Genomic DNA, 20,327 nt, shown 5'->3' on the forward strand with positions numbered 1-20,327 from the left:
CGTGCGCCGCGTCCTCTCCGGCCTGCTCGCCGCGGCGCTGGTGCTCCTCGGCGCCGCCACCGCGGTCGCGGTCGTGGCCGTCCACGGCCTGTGGTGGGGCCTCGCGCTCGGCCTGGCCGCGACGCTCGCCACCGAGATCGCGCTGCCTCCGGGCTGGACCCGGCGGGTCGCCTGGGCCCTCGGCTGGGTCGCGATGGTCGGCTATCTGGCGACACCACGGGGTGAGGGTGATTACGTCATCGGGGGTGACGGGCCCGGGTATACCGTGCTCCTAGCAGCCGCGGGCGTGATGTTGAGCGCACTGGCGACCCTCCCGCGGCGCTCGACGATGCCCGGAACCCCTCCACCCCCTCCCTAAGATGTGGGCCGTGAGTGCATCGGATACCCCCGGACGTGAGAAGGCAGGCGGTCGCGTCGTCCTGCTCGTCGTCCTCGGACTGGTCCTGTTGGCCGCGCTGGCCTACGGCGCTCTGTACGTCCTGGCGGGTGACAAGGTCCCCCGCGGCACGACCGTCGCCGGCGTCGACATCGGTGGCCGCACCCAGGTCGAGGCGGAGCGGGTGCTCGACGACGAGCTCGCCGACCGCGTCCAGGGCGCGGTGAGCGTCAAGGTCGGCAATCGCGTCGAGAAGATCACCGCGGCGGACGCCGGCCTGTCGGTCGACGTCGAGGGCTCGGTCGCAGCCGCCGGCGGCGGCCGCAGCTGGGACCCCGCGCGACTGTGGGACTACTTCGTCGGCGGCAAGGACCTCGACGCGGTCGTCGAGGTCGACGACGCGCGGATGGACGCGCTGCTCACCGAGCTCGCCGAGAAGGTCGGTACGCCGCCGCGCGACGGCGACATCGTCTTCGAGGGCTCCGAGATCCGCGTCGTGGAGCCCCGCAACGGCCGCGCCATCGACCCCGACACCGCCCGCGAGGAGATCCTCGCCGCCTACCTGCGCGAGGAGCCGGTCGCCGAGCTGTCGGTCCGCGCCGCGCAGCCCGACATCGACGAGGCCGACGTGCAGCGGGCCCTCGACGAGTTCGCCAACCCGGCCGTGTCCGGGCCGGTGACCCTGGAGTTCCAGGGCTCCTCGATCGAGCTCAGCCCCGACGAGTTCGGCCCCGTGCTCGGCGTACGCCCCGAGAAGGGCGCGCTGGTGCCCGAGGTCGACGAGGCCGCCCTCACCGAGCTGGTCGACGAGAGCTTCGGCGACGAGGGTGCCGCCGTCGACGCGACGGTGCGCCTGGTCAACGGGCGCCCGCAGGTCGTCCCGGGCCGCAAGGGCGTGACCTACGACCCCGACGACGTCACCGGGGGCTTCGTGGACCTGGTGACCGCGCCGGAGGGCAAGCGGAGCATGGAGGTCGCCTCCACCGTCGACGAGCCGGACTTCGACGCCGCCGACGCCAAGGCGCTCGGGATCAAGGAGAAGGTCTCCTCGTTCACGACCTACTACCCGCCGGCGACCTACCGCGACGTCAACATCGGCCGCGCCGCCGAGCTCATCGACGGCACCGTGCTCAAGCCGGGGGAGACCTTCTCCCTCAACGACACCGTCGGCGAGCGCACGGTCGAGAACGGCTTCACCACCGGCACCATCATCAGCAACGGCATCTTCAAGGAGGACCTCGGCGGCGGGGTCTCCCAGATGGCGACGACGCTGTTCAACGCGATGTTCTTCGCCGGCCTCGAGGACGTCGAGCACAAGGCGCACTCGGTCTACATCGACCGCTACCCGGTCGGTCGCGAGGCCACGGTGGCCTGGGGCGCGGTGGACCTGCGCTTCCGCAACGACACCGACCACGGCGTCCTGATCGACGCCAAGGTCACGCCGAGCGCCGGGCGCTCGCAGGGGGTGGTCACGGTCTCGATGTGGTCCACCAAGACGTGGGACATCGAGACCACGACCAGCGACCGCTACGCCTTCACCTCGCCCGGCACCCAGACCCTGAGCGGCGACGACTGCCTGCCCAACACCGGGTACGGCGGGTTCGACGTGGACGTCAAGCGGATCTTCAAGCGCCCCGGCTCCGACGAGGTCGTGCGCACCGAGACCTTCACGACGACCTACATCCCGTCGGACACCATCATCTGCAAGCCCTGAGCCGGCCGGGCGGCCCGTCTGGACGGGCCGCGCGGCTCAGCCGGGTGCTGCTGGGGCCGGCCGGGTCCCGTCGGCGTCGCGTCAGCCGGCGAGCTGGCGCGCCGGTGCCACCGTGACCGGGATGCCGGGCTCGGTGGTCGCGACGCTGCCCGCGGAGTCACTGGTGCGCAGCACCACGACGTGGGCGCCGGGCCGGGCGGGGCGCCAGGGGTGCTCCCACTCGACGCCGTCGGAGGGACCGTTGTCGCCGGTGAGCGTGGTCTCCTCCCAGGTCAGGCCGCCGTCGGTGCTGACCTCGACGACGCTGATCGTGGCGCGCGGGGACCAGGCGCGGCCCTGGAGGACCGTGAGCTCCTGACACACCGCGGCGTCCACGTGAGCGAGCGTGCTGGTGGGCAGGGTCGCGCCCGTGACGGGCTGGGTGTGGTCGGAGAACATGCGGTAACCATACAAACAAAGTCTGCATAAGTGTGGTTGGTCCGCACCGTGACCCCGGCGTGTCACCGGCCCGGCGACGGACCGACGCCTGACCTGCATCGGTCGGCGCTCAGTCGGTGCCGAGGTAGCGCGCCACGTGGTGGGTGGCGAACCCGAGGCCGCGGTAGAGCGCCCGGGCCGCCACGTTGTCGGTCTCCACGTGCAGCCACGCCGTGCTCACGCCGCGCTCGGCGGCCACCTCGAGCAGGTCGTCCATCACCAGCCCGGCCAGGCCGCGACGCCGGTGCGGCTCCGCGACGTGCAGGGCGTGGAGGCCGACCCAGTCGCCGTCGATGCCGGCCCGGCCGCTGGCGAGCAGCTCCTCGCCGCGGCGTACCTCTGCCAGGACGCGAGGCCCGTCGACCTCGAGGGTGATTCGGGCGCCCTCCGGCAGGGACCCGCCGATCGCGCGGCGGGCGCGGCGCACCCGGGCCAGCGAGGCGAGCTCGAAGGCCGCCTCCCCGCCCGGGTAGGGCGTCCAGCCGTGGGCGAGGAACCACTCCTCGGTGGCGGAGCCGGCCTCCACCTGGACCAGCGGCCGGCGCTCGCGGGCGCGGTAGAAGGAGCGGACCTCCGCCTCTGCCTCCGACAGCGGCCGGTCCGGTTCGCCCATCGCCAGGCAGGAGTTGGCCCGCTTGAGCGGGCGTCCCACCGGTCGCGGCACCGAGCGCAGCACCCAGTCGCCGAGCGCGACCTGGTCCACGTCGGGCCACAGCGCGAGGGCGTGCCCCTCGGCCTCGCGGACGCCCACCCGGTGGCGCACGGACGGGCGGGGTGGGACCGGCTTGCCCGAGACGATGTCGGCCAGGGCGATCACCACCGGCTCGCCGTCCTCGGGCGCGATCGTGCACGTGCCCGCCTCCCAGGCGGTGCAGACCCCGAGCAGGTCGGTCATCGCCGGCCCGCCGGACGGCCCGGTCTCGCCGCGCAGCAGCCGGCGTACGACGACGCGCTGGCCGACCACGTGCGGCCCGAGCCGGTGCTGCCCGACCGGCTCCGCCGTCGCGGGCGAGGTCAATCGTCCGACATTTATGTTCGCATCGTGGGGTTCCGGCGCTCCGTGCACGACGGGATACTAGGCTCTCTCCATTCGCCCACACCCGTCCGCGCCCGTGGGGCGCAGACCCCTCAGGAGGATCCGGTGACGTACGTCATCTCCCAGCCGTGTGTCGACTTGAAGGACCGCGCGTGCGTCGACGAGTGCCCGGTCGACTGCATCTACGAGGGCAAGCGGATGCTGTACATCCACCCCGACGAGTGCGTCGACTGCGGTGCCTGTGAGCCGGTCTGCCCGGTCGAGGCGATCTTCTACGAGGACGACGTCCCGGAGGACCAGAAGGGCTTCTACGAGGCCAACGTGCAGTTCTTCGACGACCTCGGCTCGCCCGGCGGCGCCGCGAAGATGGGCGAGATCGACAAGGACCACCCGATGGTCGCCGCGCTCCCGCCGCAGGCCCAGGACCACTGATCCTTCCTCCGACTCCAGAACGGCGCTCGAGCTTGTCGCGCACCCGCGTCTCCAGCCTGCTGCCCGACTTCCCCTGGGACCACCTCACGGCCCATGCGGAGCGGGCGGGTCAGCACCCCGGCGGCATCGTCGACCTCTCGGTCGGCACGCCCGTCGACCCGACCCCCGAGGTCGCGCAGCGTGCGCTGTGCGCCGCGGCGGACTCGCCGGGCTACCCGGTGACCATCGGGCGGGCGGAGACGCGTCAGGCCGCGATCGACTGGCTCGAGCGCTGTCACGGCGTCCCGGCGCTGGGCCTGGACCAGGTCCTGCCGCTGATCGGCTCCAAGGAGCTGATCGCCTCCCTGCCCGGCCACCTCGGCCTGGGAGCAGGGGACCTGATCGTCCACCCCGAGCTGGCCTACCCGACCTACGAGGTCGGCACGGCGCTGTGCGGGGCGACGCCGATGGCGAGCGACTCGCTGACGGCGCTCGGCCCGCAGGTCCCGGCGCTGCTGTGGATCAACTCGCCGTCCAACCCCAGCGGCCGGGTCCTCGGCGTCGACCACCTGCGCAAGGTGGTCGAGTGGTGCCGCGAGCGCGGCACCATCCTGGTCTCCGACGAGTGCTACATCGAGTGCTCGTGGGAGGGGGAGAAGCCGGTCTCGGTGCTGCACCCCGACGTCTGCGGGGACTCCCACGAGGGCATCCTCGCGGTGCACTCGCTCTCCAAGCGCTCCAACCTGGCCGGCTACCGCTGCGCGTTCATCGCCGGTGACCGCGAGCTGGTCGGCGAGCTGCTCGCCGTACGCAAGAACCTCGGCCTGCAGATGCCCGAACCCCAGCAGGTCGCGATGAAGGCCGCGCTGGACGACGACGCCCACGCGCTCGAGCAGCACGCCCGGTACGCCGCGCGCCGCGGCGTCCTGCGCGCCGCCCTCGAGGAGGCCGGCTTCCGCGTCGACCACTCGGAGGCCTCGCTGTACCTCTGGTCCACCCGCGACGAGGACTGCTGGGACACCGTGTCCTGGCTCGCCGAGCGCGGCATCCTGGCCGCCCCCGGCGCCTTCTACGGCGCGGCTGGGCGCCAGCACGTGCGGGTGGCCTTCACCGCCACCGACGAGCGCATCGCCGCGGCCGTCGACCGGCTCGCCGCCGGCTGACCCAACGAGGGGAGCCTCCACAGACGACGAGCGGGCCCGGCCGATGGCCGGGCCCGCTCGTGGGGTGATCTGGTCGCGTCACTCGAAGACGTCGACGTGCACGTGGTCGCGGTGCTCGAGGATCTTGCGGTCCCCGATGTCGGACTGCGGCGTGTAGTGCCGCCAACCCTCGTCGGACTTCTCGGCCGTCCAGATCTTGGCGTCGAAGATGACCGTGCTGACGCCGAGGCGCTCGGCGTGGGCGACGAGGTAGTGGGCCATCGCCCAGCCGCGCAGCTTGTTCACCGGGTTGATGGGCCGGAAGAAGATGTCGACGGCGCGGCCCTCGTAGTGGGCGGAGCCCTCCATGTGGCCCGAGTTCACGCCGCGGGGCTCGAAGCCGCCGACCATCTGCGGGCCGAAGTGCCGCTCGAGGTCCCACAGCACCGCGCGGGCGCGCGGGACCAGGCCGATCGCGGTGAGGCGCGGGGACGCCTTGAGGAACTCCTTGTCGACGTTGCAGGTGAAGGAGCCGCGGGACGAGCCCAGCAGGGAGGCCGACAGCGTGCGCGCGTCGGCACGCAGCTTGGCCGGCGAACCCGGGAGGTCCGCGCGCTTCACCTTGCGGGCGGCGCCGGTGACCGGCGTCGCGCCCAGCTTCTTCACGCGGGAGAGCACGTCGTAATAGGCGTTGATGGCGTAGTTGCGGTCGCCGATCCGCTGCGCGGTGCCCCAGCCCTCGGATGCGGACTGGCGGAACAGGCCGCGGCCGTCGCCCTTGCCGACGCGGATGTTGCGCAGGCCCGACTGGTCGTAGGACGCGGCGAGCGCGTCGATGGCGGCACTGGTGGGCAGGCCGCGGCGCCGGGCGGCGGTGGCGATCAGCGAGGCGTTCTCGGCCTGCTCGGCGGTGAGCCGCACGCGTCGGCCGTCGGCGCGGGCGACGCACCGCCAGTGACCGGAGCGGTGCTGGCTCATCTTGGAGACCGCCGGCTTGTCGGTGGCGGACTGTGGCGTCGACTCGGTGGTGCCGACGGTGAGAGTGGTGGTCAGGAGGACCGAGGCCGCTCCTGCGAGGATGGCTGTTCCTGTCCGGGTGCGCATGTCTCCAGGCATGGGGTCGAGGCGGCGGATCGAGCCGCCGGGCACGAGACAGGCCCCACCTGCTGGGTGGAACCCGCCGGTGTGGTCAGGTCACGCGGAGGGATACGAACATCTCCGCGTCGTGGACCTCTCCCACGGTAGCGAGACGAAGGCCCCAGACCCCACAATCGCGGCCAACGTCACACGCATGCCGATCACGCCGACGGGGTTCCCCACGCGGCGTGCCCTCGCCTCAGCCGAACACGTCGACGTGCACGTGGTCGCGGTGCTCCAGGATGTCGCGGTCCCCGGCCCGGGCGGGCGGGTCGTAGTCGCGCCAGCCCTCGTCGGAGCGGCGCGCCTGCCAGATGCGGCCGTCGAAGATCACGGTCTGCACGTCGAGGCGGGCCGCCTGCGCGACGAGGTAGTGGGCGATCGCCCACCCGCGGACCTTGTTCTCCGGGCTGACCGGGCGCACGAAGATGTCGACGGCGCGCCCGTCGTAGTGCGTCGAGCCCTTCATGTGCCCGGTGCCGACGCCGCCGGGCTCGAACCCGCCGAGCGGCGGGTCGTCGAAGACGCTCAGCACCTCGAGGCGTACGGCGTCGGCGCGCGCGACCAGGCCGCTGGGACGCAGCCGGTCGGGCGCCTCGTCCACGTCGGCGTCGACGGTGCAGGTGAACGCCCCGCGGGAGTTGCCGGTGAGCGCCGAGGCGAGCACGCGGGCGTCGTCCTCGTGGTCGGCGTAGGCGTCGGGGAACGCGGAGCGCTGCACGGTCTGCGCGGCCACGGTGACCTCCAGCTCGCGGTAGTCCTCGACCTGCTCGAGCGCGTCGTAGAAGGCGTTGGTCGCGTAGACCGGGTCGAGCACCTGCTCCTCGGTACCCCAGCCCTGGGAGGGCCGCTGCTGGAAGAGCCCGAGGGAGTCGGCGTCGCCGTACTCGACGTTGACCAGGTCGGACTCCTGGTACGCCGTCGCGAGCGCGATCGTCGCCGCCCGCGCAGGCAGGCCGCGGCGGACGGCGAGGGCGGCGATCAGCGAGGCGTTCTCGGCCTGCTCGGTGCTGAGCTCGACGGTGGTGCCGTCCACGGTCGCCTCGCACCCGGGCGTGGAGGTGAACGGGTCGAGGTCGCGCACCGCGTCGACCGCGACCAGCGCCGCGGCCACGCCGACCGCGCCGACGCCGAGCAGGGCGAGGCCGCTCCGCCGGCGCCGGGGGGTGCGCCCCGGCGCCTCCGCCGAGGCGCTCATGTCCCTAGTTCGCGTGCAGCGCGGCGTTCAGCTCGACGCGCTCGCTCTTCCACGGCACGGCCTCGATCGCACCGGTGACCGAGTTGCGGCGGAACAGCACGTTGTTGACCCCCGAGAGCCCGAGCGCCTTGACCACGCGCGGCTTGCCCTCGGTCTCGAAGGCGTCGGAGACGGTCACCTTGGTGCCGGCCGTGACGTAGGTGCCGGCCTCCACGGCGCAGTCGTCGCCGAGCGAGATCCCGAGGCCGGAGTTGGCGCCGAGCAGGCAGCGCTCGCCGACCGAGATGACCTGGCTGCCGCCACCGGACAGGGTGCCCATGATCGAGGCGCCGCCGCCGACGTCGGAGCCGTCGCCGACCAGCACGCCGGCCGAGATGCGGCCCTCGACCATCGAGGCACCGAGGGTGCCGGCGTTGAAGTTGACGAAGCCCTCGTGCATGACGGTGGTGCCCTCGGCCAGGTGGGCGCCGAGGCGGACCCGGTCGGCGTCGGCGATGCGGACGCCGGTCGGCAGGACGTAGTCGACCATGCGGGGGAACTTGTCCACGCCGTACACCGCGACCTGCTGGCCGGCGGCGCGCAGCCGGGCGCGGGTGAGCTCGAAGCCCTGGACCGCGCACGGGCCCGCGGAGGTCCACACCACGTTGGTCAGCAGCCCGAAGATGCCGTCCAGCGAGATGGTGTGCGGGCGCACCAGGCGCGTCGAGAGCAGGTGCAGTCGCAGCCAGACGTCCTCGGTGGAGGCGGGCGCGGCCTGGAGGTCGTCGATCACGACGGTCCGCACCTCGGTGCGCACCCGGCGCACGTCGTCCTCGCCGACCGCCGCGACCAGCTCGGCCGGGGCGTCGCTGTCGTCGGGGGCACCGAGCGCGGGGGCGGGGAACCAGACGTCGAGGACGTTGCCGTCGGCGTCGAGGGTGGCGAGGCCATGGCCCCAGGCGGAGGTGGGAAGCGCGTCAGTCACGTTGCCGGATCCTACCCGCGCGGCCCCCACCGTTCCGGTCGTGTTCTAGCGTCTGGCCATGGCGACTCGCGTAGCACTGGCCCTGGGCTCCGGCGGCGCTCGCGGCTACGCCCACATCGGCGCGGTCCGCGCGATCGAGGAGCGCGACTGCGAGATCGTCTCGGTCGCGGGCACCTCGATGGGCGCGCTGGTCGGCGGACTGGCCAGCGCCGGGCGGGTCGAGGACTTCGCGAGCTGGGCGACCTCGTTGCAGCGCCGCGACGTGCTGCGGCTGCTGGACCCGAAGCTGACGTCCCCCGGCGTGTTCGCCGCGGACCGCCTCCTCGACGCCATCCGGGACATCTTCAGCGACGTGCAGATCGAGGACCTCGCGATCCCGTTCACGGCGGTGGCCACCGACCTCGCCTCACGGCGCGAGGTGTGGTTCCAGCGCGGGCCGCTGCGGGCCGCCGTCCGGGCCTCGATCGCGATCCCCGGGGTGTTCACGCCCGTGGTCATCAACGGTCGCGTGCTGGTCGACGGTGGGCTCACGAACCCGGTCCCGATCGACCCGACGGTGGGCGTGCCCTCCGACCTGACGGTCGCGGTGTCGCTGACCGGCCCGCGCCGACGGACCCGGGACCTCTCCGCGCCGGCCCAGGAGTCCGCGGCGCCCCAGCGCTTCGAGGAGTGGCGCAGCCGGCTGCGGCGCTCGGTGGCCGGGATCACCGGTCGTGAGGAGCCCGAGCAGGACGTGCCGGTCCAGCCGCTGCGCACCAGCTGGGGAACCGACGAGCTGCCCGCGGAGCTCACCATGCGCGACGTGACCGCCCAGTCCTTCGAGGCGATGCAGGGGATCGTGGCCCGATACCGGATGGCTGCGGTGCCCGCCGACGTCGTGGTCACCGTGCCGGTCGACGCCTGCCGCTCGCTGGACTTCCACCGCGCGGAGGAGCTGATCGCGCTGGGGCACCGCCTCACCAGCGACGCACTGGACGCCGCCGGGGTCCTCCCGCGCCGGCCCGACGGAGGCTCGCGACCACCCCGCTGAGGCCGGGCCCCGGCCCCGGGGCGATGTCGGCGTTCTCACTTTGCCGACGGTCCTCACCATGTGGGAAATGCGGCTCACCGTGAGCCGCATGAGCGTCCAGTTCCCCTACCCTGATGCCTGATGGCTTCGGGACGAATTGGTCCCATGGCCCTGCACAACCGCATCGTCCTCCCGGCGATGGACATGAACGTCTCCGAGCACGGCGAGATCGAGCAGGCCGAGATCGACCACTACGTGGCCCGCGCCGCCGGCGGCGCCAGCTGACCAAGGGCTTCTTGCCGATGGGCAAGGACGTCGTGGTGATCGGTGGGTCCCTGGTCGGCCTGGAGCTCGCCGAGTTCCTCGCCGAGCGCGGCCGCCGGGTGACGCTGCTGCACGAGCAGCAGCTCGGCCTGCCGCTGGCGATGCCGCGGCGCTGGACCGCGGTCCGCAACGCCACCGAGCACGGCGTGGAGATCCACCGCAACGTCTCGGTCACCCGCATCACCGAGTCCGGCGTCGAGTGGACCGAGGGGGAGCAGATCCACTTCGCTCCCGCCGACATGGTGGTCCACGCCGACGGCACCACCTCCGCGGCACCGCTCGCCGACGAGCTGCGCGAGGCCGGGTTCAGCGTCGACGTGGTCAGCGACGCCGGCGAGGTCAACTACATCCACGGCGCGATCCACTCCTCGTGGAAGGCGACCGTCGACCTCTGAGCCGACGGCTCCCACGCTCGCCCCCGTCCGGCCGTGCCGGGCGGGGCGAGCGCCGTCTCGCTGCCCGTTACTGCCCGGTGCGCCCGTCGATGCACTCGCGCAGCAGGTCGGCGTGCCCGACGTGACGGGCGTACTCCTCGAGCACGTGCACGATCACGTCGCGGACCTCGTTGAGCCCGGGCTCCGGGGTGCCAGGCGGGCCGAGGAGGCGGTCCCAGTCCTCCGCGACGTACGCCGCGTCCGCCTCGGCGCTCACCCGCCGCCAGGTCGCCCACGCCTCGGCGATCACCTCGGGGTCGGCGCTCCCGCCGTGCAGGTCGGCCTCGCGGTCCTCGGGGGTCTTGTAGAGCTGCGGGGTGTCCACGCCGCCGAGCACCCGCACCGACCAGTGGTGCTCCATCTGGGCGAGGTGGCGCAGCAGCCCGAGCAGCGACAGCGTCGAGGGCGGGACCGAGCGGCGTGCCATCTGCTCGGCGTCCAGGCCCTGGCACTTCAGCTCGAAGGTCAGCCGGTAGTTGCGCAGGTACTGCAGCACCGTCCCCTTCTCGCCGCGGGCGGGGGAGAGGTCGCGGGGGTCGTCGGCGGGGTCGAGCCACATGTCGCTCACCGCCCGATCCGACCAGCAGGACCGGTGCGGGTCAACCCTGTGGAGGGCCGAGCGCGCCTCCGGTCCGCGCGAGACAGGGTGGCGGGGTGTCGGTCCTCGAGTCCCTGGAGCGGCTCGGCGGCGCCGCGACCACCGGGCAGCTGGTGGCGCTCACCTCGCGGTCCGCGGTCGAGCGAGCGGTGGCCTCGGGCGACCTGGTCCGGCTGGCCCGCGGGCGGTGGGCCCTGCCCGGGGTGGACCTGGCGCGTCAGGCCGCGCACCGGCTGGCGGGGACGGTCTCCCACACCAGCGCCGCCCTGGCCCACGGCTGGGCGGTGAAGCGGGTGCCGGAGCGACCGCACGTGACGCTCCCGCGCAGCCGGCGCGCCCCGACCCGACCGGGCGCGGTCCTGCACTGGGCCGACCTGACCGAGCGCGACGGGCTCGTCACCACGCCGGAGCGGACCCTGGTGGACTGCCTGCGGACGCTGCCGTTCGACGAGGCACTGGCGGTGGCCGACTCCGCGCTACGAACCGGGTTCGGGACGGCCAACCTCGCCGAGCTGGCGGACGGGGTCCGTGGCGCGGGAGCCGCTCGGGTCCGAGCGGTGGCCGCCGCGGCCACGCCCCTGGCGGCCAACCCCTTCGAGTCGGTGCTGCGCGCCCTCGCGCTGGACGCGGGGCTCGGGGTGGAGCCCCAGGTCGAGATCCGCGAGCCCGAGCTGCTCGGCTGCGTCGACCTGGCCGATCGCGGGCGCCGGATCATCGCGGAGGCTGACTCCTTCGCCTGGCACGGCGGCCGGGACCAGCTGGCTCACGACTGCCGGCGCTACAACGGTTTCGCCGTCCACGGATGGCTGGTTCTCCGGTTCTCCTGGGAGGACGTGATGCTCGATCCCGCCGCGGTCCGGCAGGTGCTCGAGGCAGCCGCGCACGCGCGGGCAGAAGTGCGGTGCGGGTCCTGCGGGGCCGGCTGACGAGGGCACCCCGGGACGACTTCTGCCCGCCCGTCCACGAGTGACAACCGGTTGGCGCCGTCCGAGGGCCACGCGTACTCTGGGAGGCACAGGCGTTCGAGCCGTCATCAGCGGTGAGCCCCCGGAAGAACAGGTCCGTGGCACCACGTTCCACGCGGACCCCAGTAGAACCGGGCGGGCCGGCCCGTCACAGCCGACCAATGAGTGGTCTCGCCCTCGGGCGGGGCAAACGAGGTGGTACCGCGGCGTCCGTCGTCCTCGTGGCCGAAGCCCGAGCACGACGCAGACCCAGGAGAGCCCCCGATGACCTACCCCAAGGTCTCCACCGCCGGCAACGACGCCGTCCCGTCCAGCCCTCGATTCCCCGAGATCGAGAAGAAGGTGCTGGCCTACTGGGACGCCGACTCCACCTTCGTCGCCAGCGTCGAGGCGCGCGACCCCGGTCCGGACGGCGCCAACGAGTTCGTCTTCTACGACGGCCCGCCGTTCGCCAACGGCCTGCCGCACTACGGCCATCTGCTCACCGGCTACGTCAAGGACATCGTCCCGCGCTACCAGACGATGCGCGGCAAGCGCGTCGAGCGCCGCTTCGGCTGGGACACCCACGGCCTGCCCGCCGAGCTCGAGGCGATGCGCCTCAACGGCATCAAGACCACCGACGAGATCGTCGAGATGGGCATCGACAAGTTCAACGACGCCTGCCGCGCCTCGGTGCTGAAGTACTCCGGCGAGTGGCGCGACTACGTCACCCGCCAGGCCCGCTGGGTCGACTTCGACAACGACTACAAGACGCTCAACCCCTCCTACATGGAGAGCGTCATCTGGGCCTTCAAGACCCTGCACGACAAGGGCCTGGTCTACGAGGGCTTCCGGGTGCTGCCCTACTGCTGGAACGACGAGACGCCGCTGTCCAACCACGAGCTGCGCATGGACGACGACGTCTACCAGGACCGCCAGGACCCGGCCGTCACCGTCGGCTACACCCTCGAGACCACCGGTGCGGACCCGGTCCTCGACGGCGCGCACATCCTGATCTGGACCACGACCCCGTGGACGCTGCCCTCCAACCTCGCGGTGATGGTCGGCTCCGAGATCGACTACGTCGTGGTCGAGGCCCCGGTGCCCGGCACCGAGGAGACCGCGCGCTACGTGCTCGCCGAGGCGCGCCTCTCGGCGTACAAGCGCGAGCTGGCCGACGCCGACGGCGAGTTCAAGGTCCTGGGCCGGTACCGCGGCGCCGACCTGGTCGGGCGGCACTACACCCCGCCGTTCTCCTACTACCTCGGCCACGAGAACGCCTTCCGCGTCGTCGCCGCCGACGACGCCGTCACCACCACCGGCGGCACCGGCGTGGTGCACACCGCCGGCGCGTTCGGTGAGGTCGACAAGGAGGTCACCGACCGCGAGGGCATCGAGGCGGTCATGCCGGTCGGCAAGGACGGCCGCTTCACCCACCCCGTCGAGGAGTACGCCGGGGTCCTGGTCTTCGACGCCAACCTGCAGATCATCGACCACCTCAAGGCCGCCACCCGCGGCGAGGGCGAGCACGGCTCGGTCACCGAGGGCACCGTCCTGCTGCGCCGCGAGACCTACGACCACTCCTACCCGCACTGCTGGCGCTGCCGCGAGCCGCTGATCTACAAGGGCGTCTCGTCGTGGTTCGTCGAGGTGACCGCGTTCAAGGACCGGATGGTCGAGCTCAACCAGCAGATCCGCTGGGTGCCCGAGCACATCAAGGACGGCCAGTTCGGCAAGTGGCTGGAGAACGCCCGCGACTGGTCGATCACCCGCAACCGGTTCTGGGGCAGCCCGGTCCCGGTGTGGAAGAGCGACGACCCGGCGTACCCCCGCATCGACGTCTACGGCTCCTTCGAGGAGATCGAGCGCGACTTCGGGCGGATCCCGCGCGGTGAGGACGGCGAGCCCAACCTGCACCGCCCGTTCGTGGACGACCTGGTGCGCCCGAACCCCGACGACCCGACCGGGCGCTCGATGATGCGCCGCGTCACCGACGTCCTCGACGTGTGGTTCGACTCCGGGTCGATGTCGTTCGCCCAGAACCACTACCCCTTCGAGAACCGCGACTGGTTCGACGGCACCGCGGAGAAGCAGGGGCACTTCCCGGGCGACTTCATCGTGGAGTACATCGGCCAGACCCGCGGCTGGTTCTACACGCTGCACGTGCTGGCGACCGCGCTGTTCGACAAGCCGGCCTTCCGCTCCTGCATCAGCCACGGCATCGTGCTGGGCAGCGACGGCAACAAGATGAGCAAGTCGCTGCGCAACTACCCGGACGTCAGCGAGGTCTTCGACCGCGACGGCGCCGACGCGATGCGCTGGTTCCTGATGGCCAGCCCGATCCTGCGCGGCGGCAACCTGGTGGTCACCGAGCAGGGCATCCGCGACTCGGTGCGGCAGGTGATGATCCCGCTGTGGAACAGCTGGTACTTCTTCCAGCTCTACGCCAACGCGGCCAACGACGGCGCCGGCTACGAGGCGACCCGCTCGACCGGGTCCAGCGACCCGCTGGACCGCTACCTGCTGGCCAAGACGCGCCAGTACGTCGCGACGATGACCGAGCAGCTCGACGTCTACGCGATCGCGGACGCCTGCGAGACCACGCGCGGGTTCATCGACGTGCTCACCAACTGGTACATCCGGCGCTCGCGCGACCGGTTCTGGGAGGGCTCGACCGAGGCGTTCGACACCCTGGCGACGGTGCTCGAGGTCGTGACCCGCACGGTCGCGCCGCTGCTGCCGATGACCACCGAGGAGATCTGGCGCGGGCTCACCGGCGGCCGCTCGGTGCACCTCACCGACTGGCCCACGCCCGACGAGCTGCCGGCCGACGACACCCTCGTGGCCGCGATGGACCAGGTGCGTGAGGTCTGCTCCGCGGCCTCGGCGCTGCGCAAGGCCTCCGGGCTGCGCAACCGGCTCCCGCTGGCCTCGCTGACCGTGGTCGTCGAGGACGCCGCCGCGCTCGAGGGGTTCACCTCGATCGTCGCCGACGAGCTCAACGTCAAGCAGGTCCGCCTGCTCGACGCCGCCTCCGACGAGGCCTCGGCGTACGGCGTGGAGCAGAAGCTCACCGTCAACGCCCGCGCCGCGGGGCCGCGCCTGGGCAAGGACGTGCAGCGCGCGATCAAGGGCTCCAAGAGCGGTGACTGGGCGGTGGCCGAGGACGGCACCGTGACCGCCGGCGGGCTGGAGCTCGAGGAGGGCGAGTACACCCTGGAGACCGTCGCGGGCACCACCGGCGACGACACCGCGCTTGGCATGCTGGCCGGTGGCGGCTTCGTGGTGCTCGACACCGCGGTGACGCCGGACCTGGCCGCCGAGGGCCTGGCGCGCGACCTGGTGCGCGCGGTTCAGCAGGCCCGCCGCGACGCGGGCCTGGAGGTCTCCGACCGGATCGCGCTCACCATCGCCGGCTCGGTGGCCGTCCAGGAGGCCGCCCGCACCCACGAGGCCCTCGTGGCCGGGGAGACCCTCGCGACGTCGTACGACGTGGTGGAGGGGACCGACGGGGCCGCTCTCGAGGGCGGCACCACCGTGACTGTCGGTGACGGCGACCAGGCGACCCTGGTGGTCCGCAAGGCCTGACGCTCACGTCCTCGCCGAGTCGGTGCCAGTGGTGCGCCGAGTCGGGGCCAATGGCGAAGTTCTCCACAGGGAGCCCGCCATTGGCGCCGACTCGCGCAACCACAAGGGCCGACTCGCGCAACCACAAGGGCCGACTCGCGCAACCACAAGGGCCGACTCGCGAGGGGTCAGAGGTCGAGGCGGGTGACCAGCTTGTCCAGGTGGGCGAGTACGGCGTCCGGCGCGGCGTCGGGGACGCCCCAGATCAGCTCGGTGACGCCGGCCTCGGCCCAGGCGGCGAGGTCGGCGGGGTCGGGGCGGAAGGCGATCAGCACCCGGATGTCGGGCTGACCCGTGCGCCCGGCCTCGGCCCAGGCCTTCTTCAGCGCCTCGATGTGGCCGCTGATGTCGGTCTGCTGCGGGGTGGTCATCCACCCGTCGGCGTGCGCGGCGATCCAGCGGAACGTCTTCGGCCCGCCGCCGGCGCCGATCACCAGCGGCACCCGCCCGATCGGCTTGGGGTAGGCCCACGAGGGCCCGAAGGAGACGTGCTCGCCGGCGTAGGAGGCCTCCTCCTGGGTCCACAGCGCCCGCATCGCCTCGACGTACTCCTTCAGGACCGTGCGGCGCCGGGCCGGCGGGACGTGGTGGTCCTCGAGCTCGTCGGTGTTCCAGCCGAACCCCGCGCCGAGGGTGACCCGGCCGCCGGAGAGGTGGTCGAGGGTCGCGATCTGCTTGGCGAGCGTGATCGGGTCCGACTCGACCGGCAGCGCCACCGCGGTGGCCAGCCCGATCCGCTCGGTGACCGCCGCGACGGTGGCCAACGAGACCCACGGGTCCAGGGTGCGCGTGTAGCGGTCGTCGGGCAGCGTCTCGTCGCCCGTCCCGGGGTGGGCGGCGGTGCGGCGCACCGGGATGTGGGTGTGCTCGGGGACGTAGAGCGTGGCGAACCCGCGCTCCTCGGCGGCGCGACCCAGGGCGGCGGGCGTGATGCCGCGGTCGGAGGTGAACAGGACGATTCCGTGGCGCATGCCGCCACACTAGAACCTGTTCTATCCCTTCGGTAGCCTGTTCCGGACACCTGTCCGACGCCGTGCCGGCCGAGCGTCGTGGGCGGCTGGTTGACTTCAGCCATGAGCTCCTCCGTCCCCGACACCGCTTCTGGCACCGTCTCCGGCCCGCCGACCCTCGACCTGAGCGTCGACGCGGTCACCCTCACCGCCGCGCTGGTCGACATCGAGTCCGTGAGCCTCGACGAGCGCGCGATCGCCGACGCCGTCGAGGCCGCGCTCTCGCCGCTGCCCCACCTCCACGTCGTACGACGGGGCAACACGGTGGTCGCGCGCACCGAGCTCGGCCGCGGGGAGCGGGTGGTGATCGCGGGGCACCTCGACACCGTCCCGGTCAACGACAACCTGCCCAGCCGCCTCGTCGACGGCGTGCTGCACGGCCTGGGGACCTGCGACATGAAGGGCGGCGACGCGGTCATCCTCAAGCTCGCCCACGACCTCGCCGAGCCGGTGCGCGACGTGACCTACGTGCTCTACGAGGGCGAGGAGATCGCGTCCGAGCACAACGGGCTGGCCCACCTCGCCGCGAGCGACCCCGAGCTGCTGCGCGCGGACTTCGCGATCCTGATGGAGCCCTCGAACGCCGCGGTCGAGGCCGGCTGCCAGGGCACCCTGCGCGTCGAGGTCACCACCCGCGGCGAGCGGGCCCACTCCGCCCGCAGCTGGCGCGGGGTCAACGCCATCCACGCCGCCGGCGAGGTGCTCGACCGGCTGCGGTCCTACGAGGCGCGGCGCCCGGTGATCGACGGGCTGGAGTACCACGAGGGCCTCAATGCCGTCGGCATCCGCGGCGGCGTCGCCGGCAACGTGGTCCCCGACGAGTGCGTGGTGACCGTCAACTTCCGCTACGCCCCGGACCGCAGCGAGGAGGCGGCGCTCGCGTTCGTGCGCGAGGTCTTCGAGGGCTTCGAGCTGCGGGTCACCGACAGTGCCCCGGGCGCGCTGCCCGGCCTCGACCGCCCCGCCGCCCAGGCGTTCATCGCCGCGGTCGGCGGCGAGGTCGCGCCCAAGTTCGGCTGGACCGACGTCGCCCGGTTCACCGCCCTGGGCGTCCCGGCGGTCAACTACGGCCCGGGCGACCCGCTGTTCGCCCACAAGCAGGACGAGCACGTGCCGGTGGCCGACATCGAACGCTGCGAGACCCGGCTGCGGGCCTGGCTGGGAGGCGAGGCATGACCAAGCACAAGGGCCCGATCATCCAGCGCCGCCGCCAGATCGACGGCACCACCACCGACCAGCGCCTGCTCGACTCCCGCGGGCCCGCCGAGTGGGTGCACGCCGACCCGTGGCGGGTGCTGCGCATCCAGGCCGAGTTCGTGGAGGGCTTCGGTGCCCTGGCCGAGCTCGGGCCCGCGGTCGCCGTCTTCGGCTCCGCGCGGACCGCCCGCGAGGACCCGGCGTACGCCCTGGGCGAGAAGCTCGGGCGCGCCCTGGCCGAGGCCGACTTCGCCGTGGTCACCGGCGGCGGTCCCGGTGCGATGGAGGCGGCCAACAAGGGCTGCTGCGAGGCCGGCGGGCTCAGTGTCGGCCTCGGCATCGAGCTGCCCTTCGAGTCCGGGCTCAACGAGTGGGTCGACTCCGGGGTCAACTTCCGCTACTTCTTCGTGCGCAAGACGATGTTCGTGAAGTACACCCAGGGCTTCGTGGTGCTGCCCGGCGGCGTGGGCACCCTCGACGAGCTGTTCGAGGCGATGACCTTGGTGCAGACCCGCAAGGTCACCAGCTTCCCGATCGTCCTGATGGGCGTCGACTACTGGACCGGCCTGGTCGACTGGCTGCGCTCGACGGTGCTCGCCGAGGGCAAGATCGCCCCGTCCGACCTCGACATGCTCACCATCACCGACGACGTCGACGAGGCGGTCGCGCTGCTGCGGGCCGCGCGGGAGGTGCACCCGCAGTGATGTGGTTCTTCGCGATCCTGGTCGTCCTGGTGATGGGCGCCGTGGCGGTCGTCGCCTCCGGGCGCGGCACCCCGATGGCGGTCGAGCACGACGACCGGCCCGACGTGCTGGTGCCGGCCGAGGGTCCGGTGCGCGCCGAGGACCTGCGGCGGGTGCGCTTCTCGCTGGCCTTCCGTGGCTACCGGATGTCCGAGGTCGACGCCCTGCTGGACCGCCTCGCCGGCCAGCTGGACGAGCACCCCGCGGAGGAGACCGCCGAGCCTCCGGCCGAGGGCCCCGCCGCGCCGTACGACGGGCACTCACGGGCCACCCCGGGAGCGCCTGTGCCACCGTCGCCCGTGCCACGGACGCTGTCCACGGGGACCCCGTCCGATGGCGACGCGCAGACGCCGTAGGGCACACTGCCCCCCGTGTCCCCGATCGTCGTCTACGTCCTGACCGCCCTCGCGGCCGTCGTGGTGGTCCTGACCCGGCTCCGGCTGGGCCGCTCCCGATCGGCGGGCAAGCTCCAGGTGGGGCGCCGGCTGCTCGACGTGCACACCGGTGCGGGCGTGCTCGCCCTGGTGGTGTGGACGGTCTTCCTCGTCGCGGACGACGACACGGCGTTCGGCGGCTCCGTCGCAGGCATCATCGCGATCGGCCTGTGGTGGGTCGTCGCCCTCGCCGGCCTGTCGATCCTGCTGCGCTGGGTGCCGGCCCGCGGTCGGCACGCCGCGGCGGGCGCCGGGGACGGCTGGTCGCAGGGGCCGTGGCTCTCACTCCTGGCCCACCTCGGCATGGTGGTCGGTGTCGGCGTCTTCACCTGGGCCTACCTGACCAAGATCGTCTGAGGCCGGCGCCCGGCCCCGGTCCCGACCGCAGTCCCGACCCCGCGCTCAGCGCCCCTGGTAGACCGGCTTCTCCTTGGCCACGAACGCCGCCACCGCGGCGTGGTGGTCCTCGGTCGCACCGGTGAGGTTCATCAGCCGCCCCTCGAAGGCGAGGGAGTCGGGCAGGTCGTGGCCCGCGGAGTGGTCCACCGCGCGGCGGATCGAGGCGTAGGCCACGGTCGGCCCGGCCGCCAGGCGACGGGCCAGGCCCGCGACCTCGTCGGCGAGCGCCTCGGCGGGCACCACGCGGCTGGCGAGGCCGAGCTCGAGCGCCTCGGCGGCCCCCACGGTGCGCGGGAAGTAGAGCAGGTCCAGGGCGCGCGCCTTGCCGACCAGCTGGGGCAGGAAGTAGCTGGCGCCGGTGTCGCAGGAGAGCGCGACGTTGGCGAACGCCGTGTTGAAGCCGGCCGTCTCGGAGACGACCCGCAGGTCGCAGGCCATGGCGATGCTCGCGCCGGCCCCGGCGGCCACCCCGTTGACCGCGGCGATCACCGGCTTGGGCATCGTGGCGATGGCGGTGACGATCGGGTTGTAGTGCTCCTCGACGGTGCGGAAGAGCTCCTCGCTGCTGCCGCTGTGCAGGATCTCGATGTGCTCCTTGAGGTCCTGGCCGGTGCAGAAGGCGCGCCCCGTGCCGGTCAGCACCACGCACCGCGCCTCCGGGTCGGCGGCGACCTGCTGGAGGGTCTCGCGCAGGGCCACCTTGGTCGCGACGTCGAGGCTGTTCATGGCCTCGGGGCGGTGGAGGGTCACGGTCGCGACGCCGTCGGTGAGGTCGAGGAGGACTGTCGAGTCGGTCATCAGGGCAGTGTGCCCCACCCCCTTCGCCGAGCCGTGCCCCAACCATGCGACGTACCCGACCGGAACTCGGCGTACGCACTGGGCGGGGTGTGGCGCCAGTCACGCCGGGGATGGGGGATAATGGTCCAGCACGCGCGCCGTGGTCGCTCGATCCGGTGCAGGGACAACCGCAAGGAAGAGGTGCCGGATGGCGGCGATGAAGCCGCGGACGGGCGACGGTCCGCTGGAGGTCACCAAGGAGGGGCGAGGCATCGTGATGCGCGTTCCCCTCGAGGGCGGTGGCCGCCTCGTTGTCGAGCTCAACGCCGAGGAAGCCGGTGCGCTCGGCAATGCTCTCAAGGATGTCGTGGGCTGA

General features: G+C 72.7%; 21 protein-coding genes. 13 read left to right on the plus strand and 8 right to left on the minus strand.

The window, feature by feature from the left end; all coding sequences use genetic code 11:
* The first annotated feature begins 1 nt into the window (after position 1).
* Both HOQ23_RS03520 and HOQ23_RS03525 read left to right on the plus strand, forming a co-directional pair.
* Positions 2-358 carry a hypothetical protein gene (locus tag HOQ23_RS03520; protein WP_172211905.1) on the plus strand — a complete coding sequence of 119 codons (357 nt, stop codon included), beginning with the start codon at positions 2-4 and terminating at the stop codon, positions 356-358.
* 10 nt (positions 359-368) lie between these two features.
* Complete coding sequence (locus HOQ23_RS03525) at positions 369-2,090, plus strand: VanW family protein (RefSeq protein ID WP_172211907.1); 1,722 nt, start codon at positions 369-371, stop codon at positions 2,088-2,090.
* Positions 2,091-2,171: 81 nt separating this feature from the next.
* On the opposite strand, the gene HOQ23_RS03530 is transcribed toward HOQ23_RS03525, so the two are convergent.
* Both HOQ23_RS03530 and HOQ23_RS03535 read right to left on the minus strand, forming a co-directional pair.
* Complete coding sequence (locus HOQ23_RS03530; RefSeq protein ID WP_172211909.1) at positions 2,172-2,528, minus strand: hypothetical protein; 357 nt, start codon at positions 2,526-2,528, stop codon at positions 2,172-2,174.
* Between the two features lie 109 nt (positions 2,529-2,637).
* Positions 2,638-3,585, minus strand: coding sequence for an N-acetyltransferase (locus HOQ23_RS03535; protein ID WP_172211910.1), 948 nt, complete (start codon positions 3,583-3,585; stop codon positions 2,638-2,640).
* Positions 3,586-3,708: 123 nt separating this feature from the next.
* On the opposite strand from HOQ23_RS03535, the gene fdxA reads away from it, so the two are divergent.
* Both fdxA and dapC read left to right on the plus strand, forming a co-directional pair.
* Positions 3,709-4,035, plus strand: a complete 327-nt coding sequence (gene fdxA, locus HOQ23_RS03540; RefSeq protein ID WP_172211911.1) for a ferredoxin — start codon at positions 3,709-3,711, stop codon at positions 4,033-4,035.
* 32 nt (positions 4,036-4,067) lie between these two features.
* Positions 4,068-5,177, plus strand: a complete 1,110-nt coding sequence (gene dapC / locus HOQ23_RS03545; protein WP_216653576.1) for a succinyldiaminopimelate transaminase — start codon at positions 4,068-4,070, stop codon at positions 5,175-5,177.
* A 78-nt stretch (positions 5,178-5,255) separates the two neighbouring features.
* Here dapC and HOQ23_RS03550 read toward each other — a convergent pair whose 3' ends face one another.
* From HOQ23_RS03550 to dapD, 3 genes are all read right to left on the minus strand, one after another.
* Positions 5,256-6,260, minus strand: coding sequence for a hypothetical protein (locus HOQ23_RS03550; RefSeq protein ID WP_172211912.1), 1,005 nt, complete (start codon positions 6,258-6,260; stop codon positions 5,256-5,258).
* A gap of 232 nt (positions 6,261-6,492) precedes the next feature.
* The gene (locus tag HOQ23_RS03555) at positions 6,493-7,491 is read right to left on the minus strand and encodes a hypothetical protein (RefSeq protein WP_172211913.1); all 999 of its coding nucleotides are present in this window, start codon (positions 7,489-7,491) and stop codon (positions 6,493-6,495) included.
* A gap of 4 nt (positions 7,492-7,495) precedes the next feature.
* The gene (dapD, locus tag HOQ23_RS03560) at positions 7,496-8,455 is read right to left on the minus strand and encodes a 2,3,4,5-tetrahydropyridine-2,6-dicarboxylate N-succinyltransferase (protein WP_172211914.1); all 960 of its coding nucleotides are present in this window, start codon (positions 8,453-8,455) and stop codon (positions 7,496-7,498) included.
* Positions 8,456-8,513: 58 nt separating this feature from the next.
* On the opposite strand from dapD, the gene HOQ23_RS03565 reads away from it, so the two are divergent.
* A complete protein-coding gene (locus HOQ23_RS03565) occupies positions 8,514-9,485 on the plus strand; it encodes a patatin-like phospholipase family protein (RefSeq protein WP_172211915.1) in 972 nt (323 codons plus the stop codon).
* A gap of 275 nt (positions 9,486-9,760) precedes the next feature.
* On the plus strand, positions 9,761-10,183 hold the full coding sequence (locus HOQ23_RS03570) for an FAD-dependent oxidoreductase (RefSeq protein WP_367650355.1): 423 nt from the start codon (positions 9,761-9,763) through the stop codon (positions 10,181-10,183).
* A 67-nt stretch (positions 10,184-10,250) separates the two neighbouring features.
* Here the strand turns inward: HOQ23_RS03570 and HOQ23_RS03575 are convergent, their stop codons facing one another.
* Positions 10,251-10,781 carry a DUF664 domain-containing protein gene (locus HOQ23_RS03575; protein WP_172212427.1) on the minus strand — a complete coding sequence of 177 codons (531 nt, stop codon included), beginning with the start codon at positions 10,779-10,781 and terminating at the stop codon, positions 10,251-10,253.
* Positions 10,782-10,876: 95 nt separating this feature from the next.
* Here HOQ23_RS03575 and HOQ23_RS03580 point away from each other — a divergent pair, with 95 nt between their 5' ends.
* A complete protein-coding gene (locus HOQ23_RS03580; protein ID WP_172211916.1) occupies positions 10,877-11,746 on the plus strand; it encodes a type IV toxin-antitoxin system AbiEi family antitoxin domain-containing protein in 870 nt (289 codons plus the stop codon).
* Between the two features lie 303 nt (positions 11,747-12,049).
* Positions 12,050-15,352 carry an isoleucine--tRNA ligase gene (ileS, locus tag HOQ23_RS03585; protein WP_172211917.1) on the plus strand — a complete coding sequence of 1,101 codons (3,303 nt, stop codon included), beginning with the start codon at positions 12,050-12,052 and terminating at the stop codon, positions 15,350-15,352.
* A 167-nt stretch (positions 15,353-15,519) separates the two neighbouring features.
* On the opposite strand, the gene HOQ23_RS03590 is transcribed toward ileS, so the two are convergent.
* Positions 15,520-16,362, minus strand: coding sequence for an LLM class F420-dependent oxidoreductase (locus HOQ23_RS03590; protein WP_172211918.1), 843 nt, complete (start codon positions 16,360-16,362; stop codon positions 15,520-15,522).
* A gap of 102 nt (positions 16,363-16,464) precedes the next feature.
* On the opposite strand from HOQ23_RS03590, the gene dapE reads away from it, so the two are divergent.
* From dapE to HOQ23_RS03610, 4 genes are read left to right on the plus strand one after another with little or no spacing between them, the layout of a single operon-like run.
* On the plus strand, positions 16,465-17,577 hold the full coding sequence (gene dapE / locus HOQ23_RS03595) for a succinyl-diaminopimelate desuccinylase (RefSeq protein ID WP_172211920.1): 1,113 nt from the start codon (positions 16,465-16,467) through the stop codon (positions 17,575-17,577).
* On the plus strand, positions 17,574-18,302 hold the full coding sequence (locus tag HOQ23_RS03600; RefSeq protein WP_172211922.1) for a TIGR00730 family Rossman fold protein: 729 nt from the start codon (positions 17,574-17,576) through the stop codon (positions 18,300-18,302). Before dapE ends, HOQ23_RS03600 begins: the two co-directional genes overlap by 4 nt.
* The gene (locus tag HOQ23_RS03605; protein WP_172211924.1) at positions 18,302-18,697 is read left to right on the plus strand and encodes a DivIVA domain-containing protein; all 396 of its coding nucleotides are present in this window, start codon (positions 18,302-18,304) and stop codon (positions 18,695-18,697) included. Before HOQ23_RS03600 ends, HOQ23_RS03605 begins: the two co-directional genes overlap by 1 nt.
* 15 nt (positions 18,698-18,712) lie before the next feature.
* Positions 18,713-19,132, plus strand: coding sequence for a hypothetical protein (locus HOQ23_RS03610; protein ID WP_172211926.1), 420 nt, complete (start codon positions 18,713-18,715; stop codon positions 19,130-19,132).
* 45 nt (positions 19,133-19,177) lie between these two features.
* Here the strand turns inward: HOQ23_RS03610 and HOQ23_RS03615 are convergent, their stop codons facing one another.
* On the minus strand, positions 19,178-19,972 hold the full coding sequence (locus tag HOQ23_RS03615; protein ID WP_172211928.1) for an enoyl-CoA hydratase/isomerase family protein: 795 nt from the start codon (positions 19,970-19,972) through the stop codon (positions 19,178-19,180).
* A gap of 187 nt (positions 19,973-20,159) precedes the next feature.
* Here HOQ23_RS03615 and HOQ23_RS03620 point away from each other — a divergent pair, with 187 nt between their 5' ends.
* Positions 20,160-20,327: a DUF3117 domain-containing protein gene (locus HOQ23_RS03620; RefSeq protein ID WP_081795029.1), complete on the plus strand. Its 168-nt coding sequence runs from the start codon at positions 20,160-20,162 to the stop codon at positions 20,325-20,327.

The organism is Nocardioides sp. zg-DK7169 (assembly GCF_013155365.1).
Taxonomy (GTDB): domain Bacteria; phylum Actinomycetota; class Actinomycetes; order Propionibacteriales; family Nocardioidaceae; genus Nocardioides.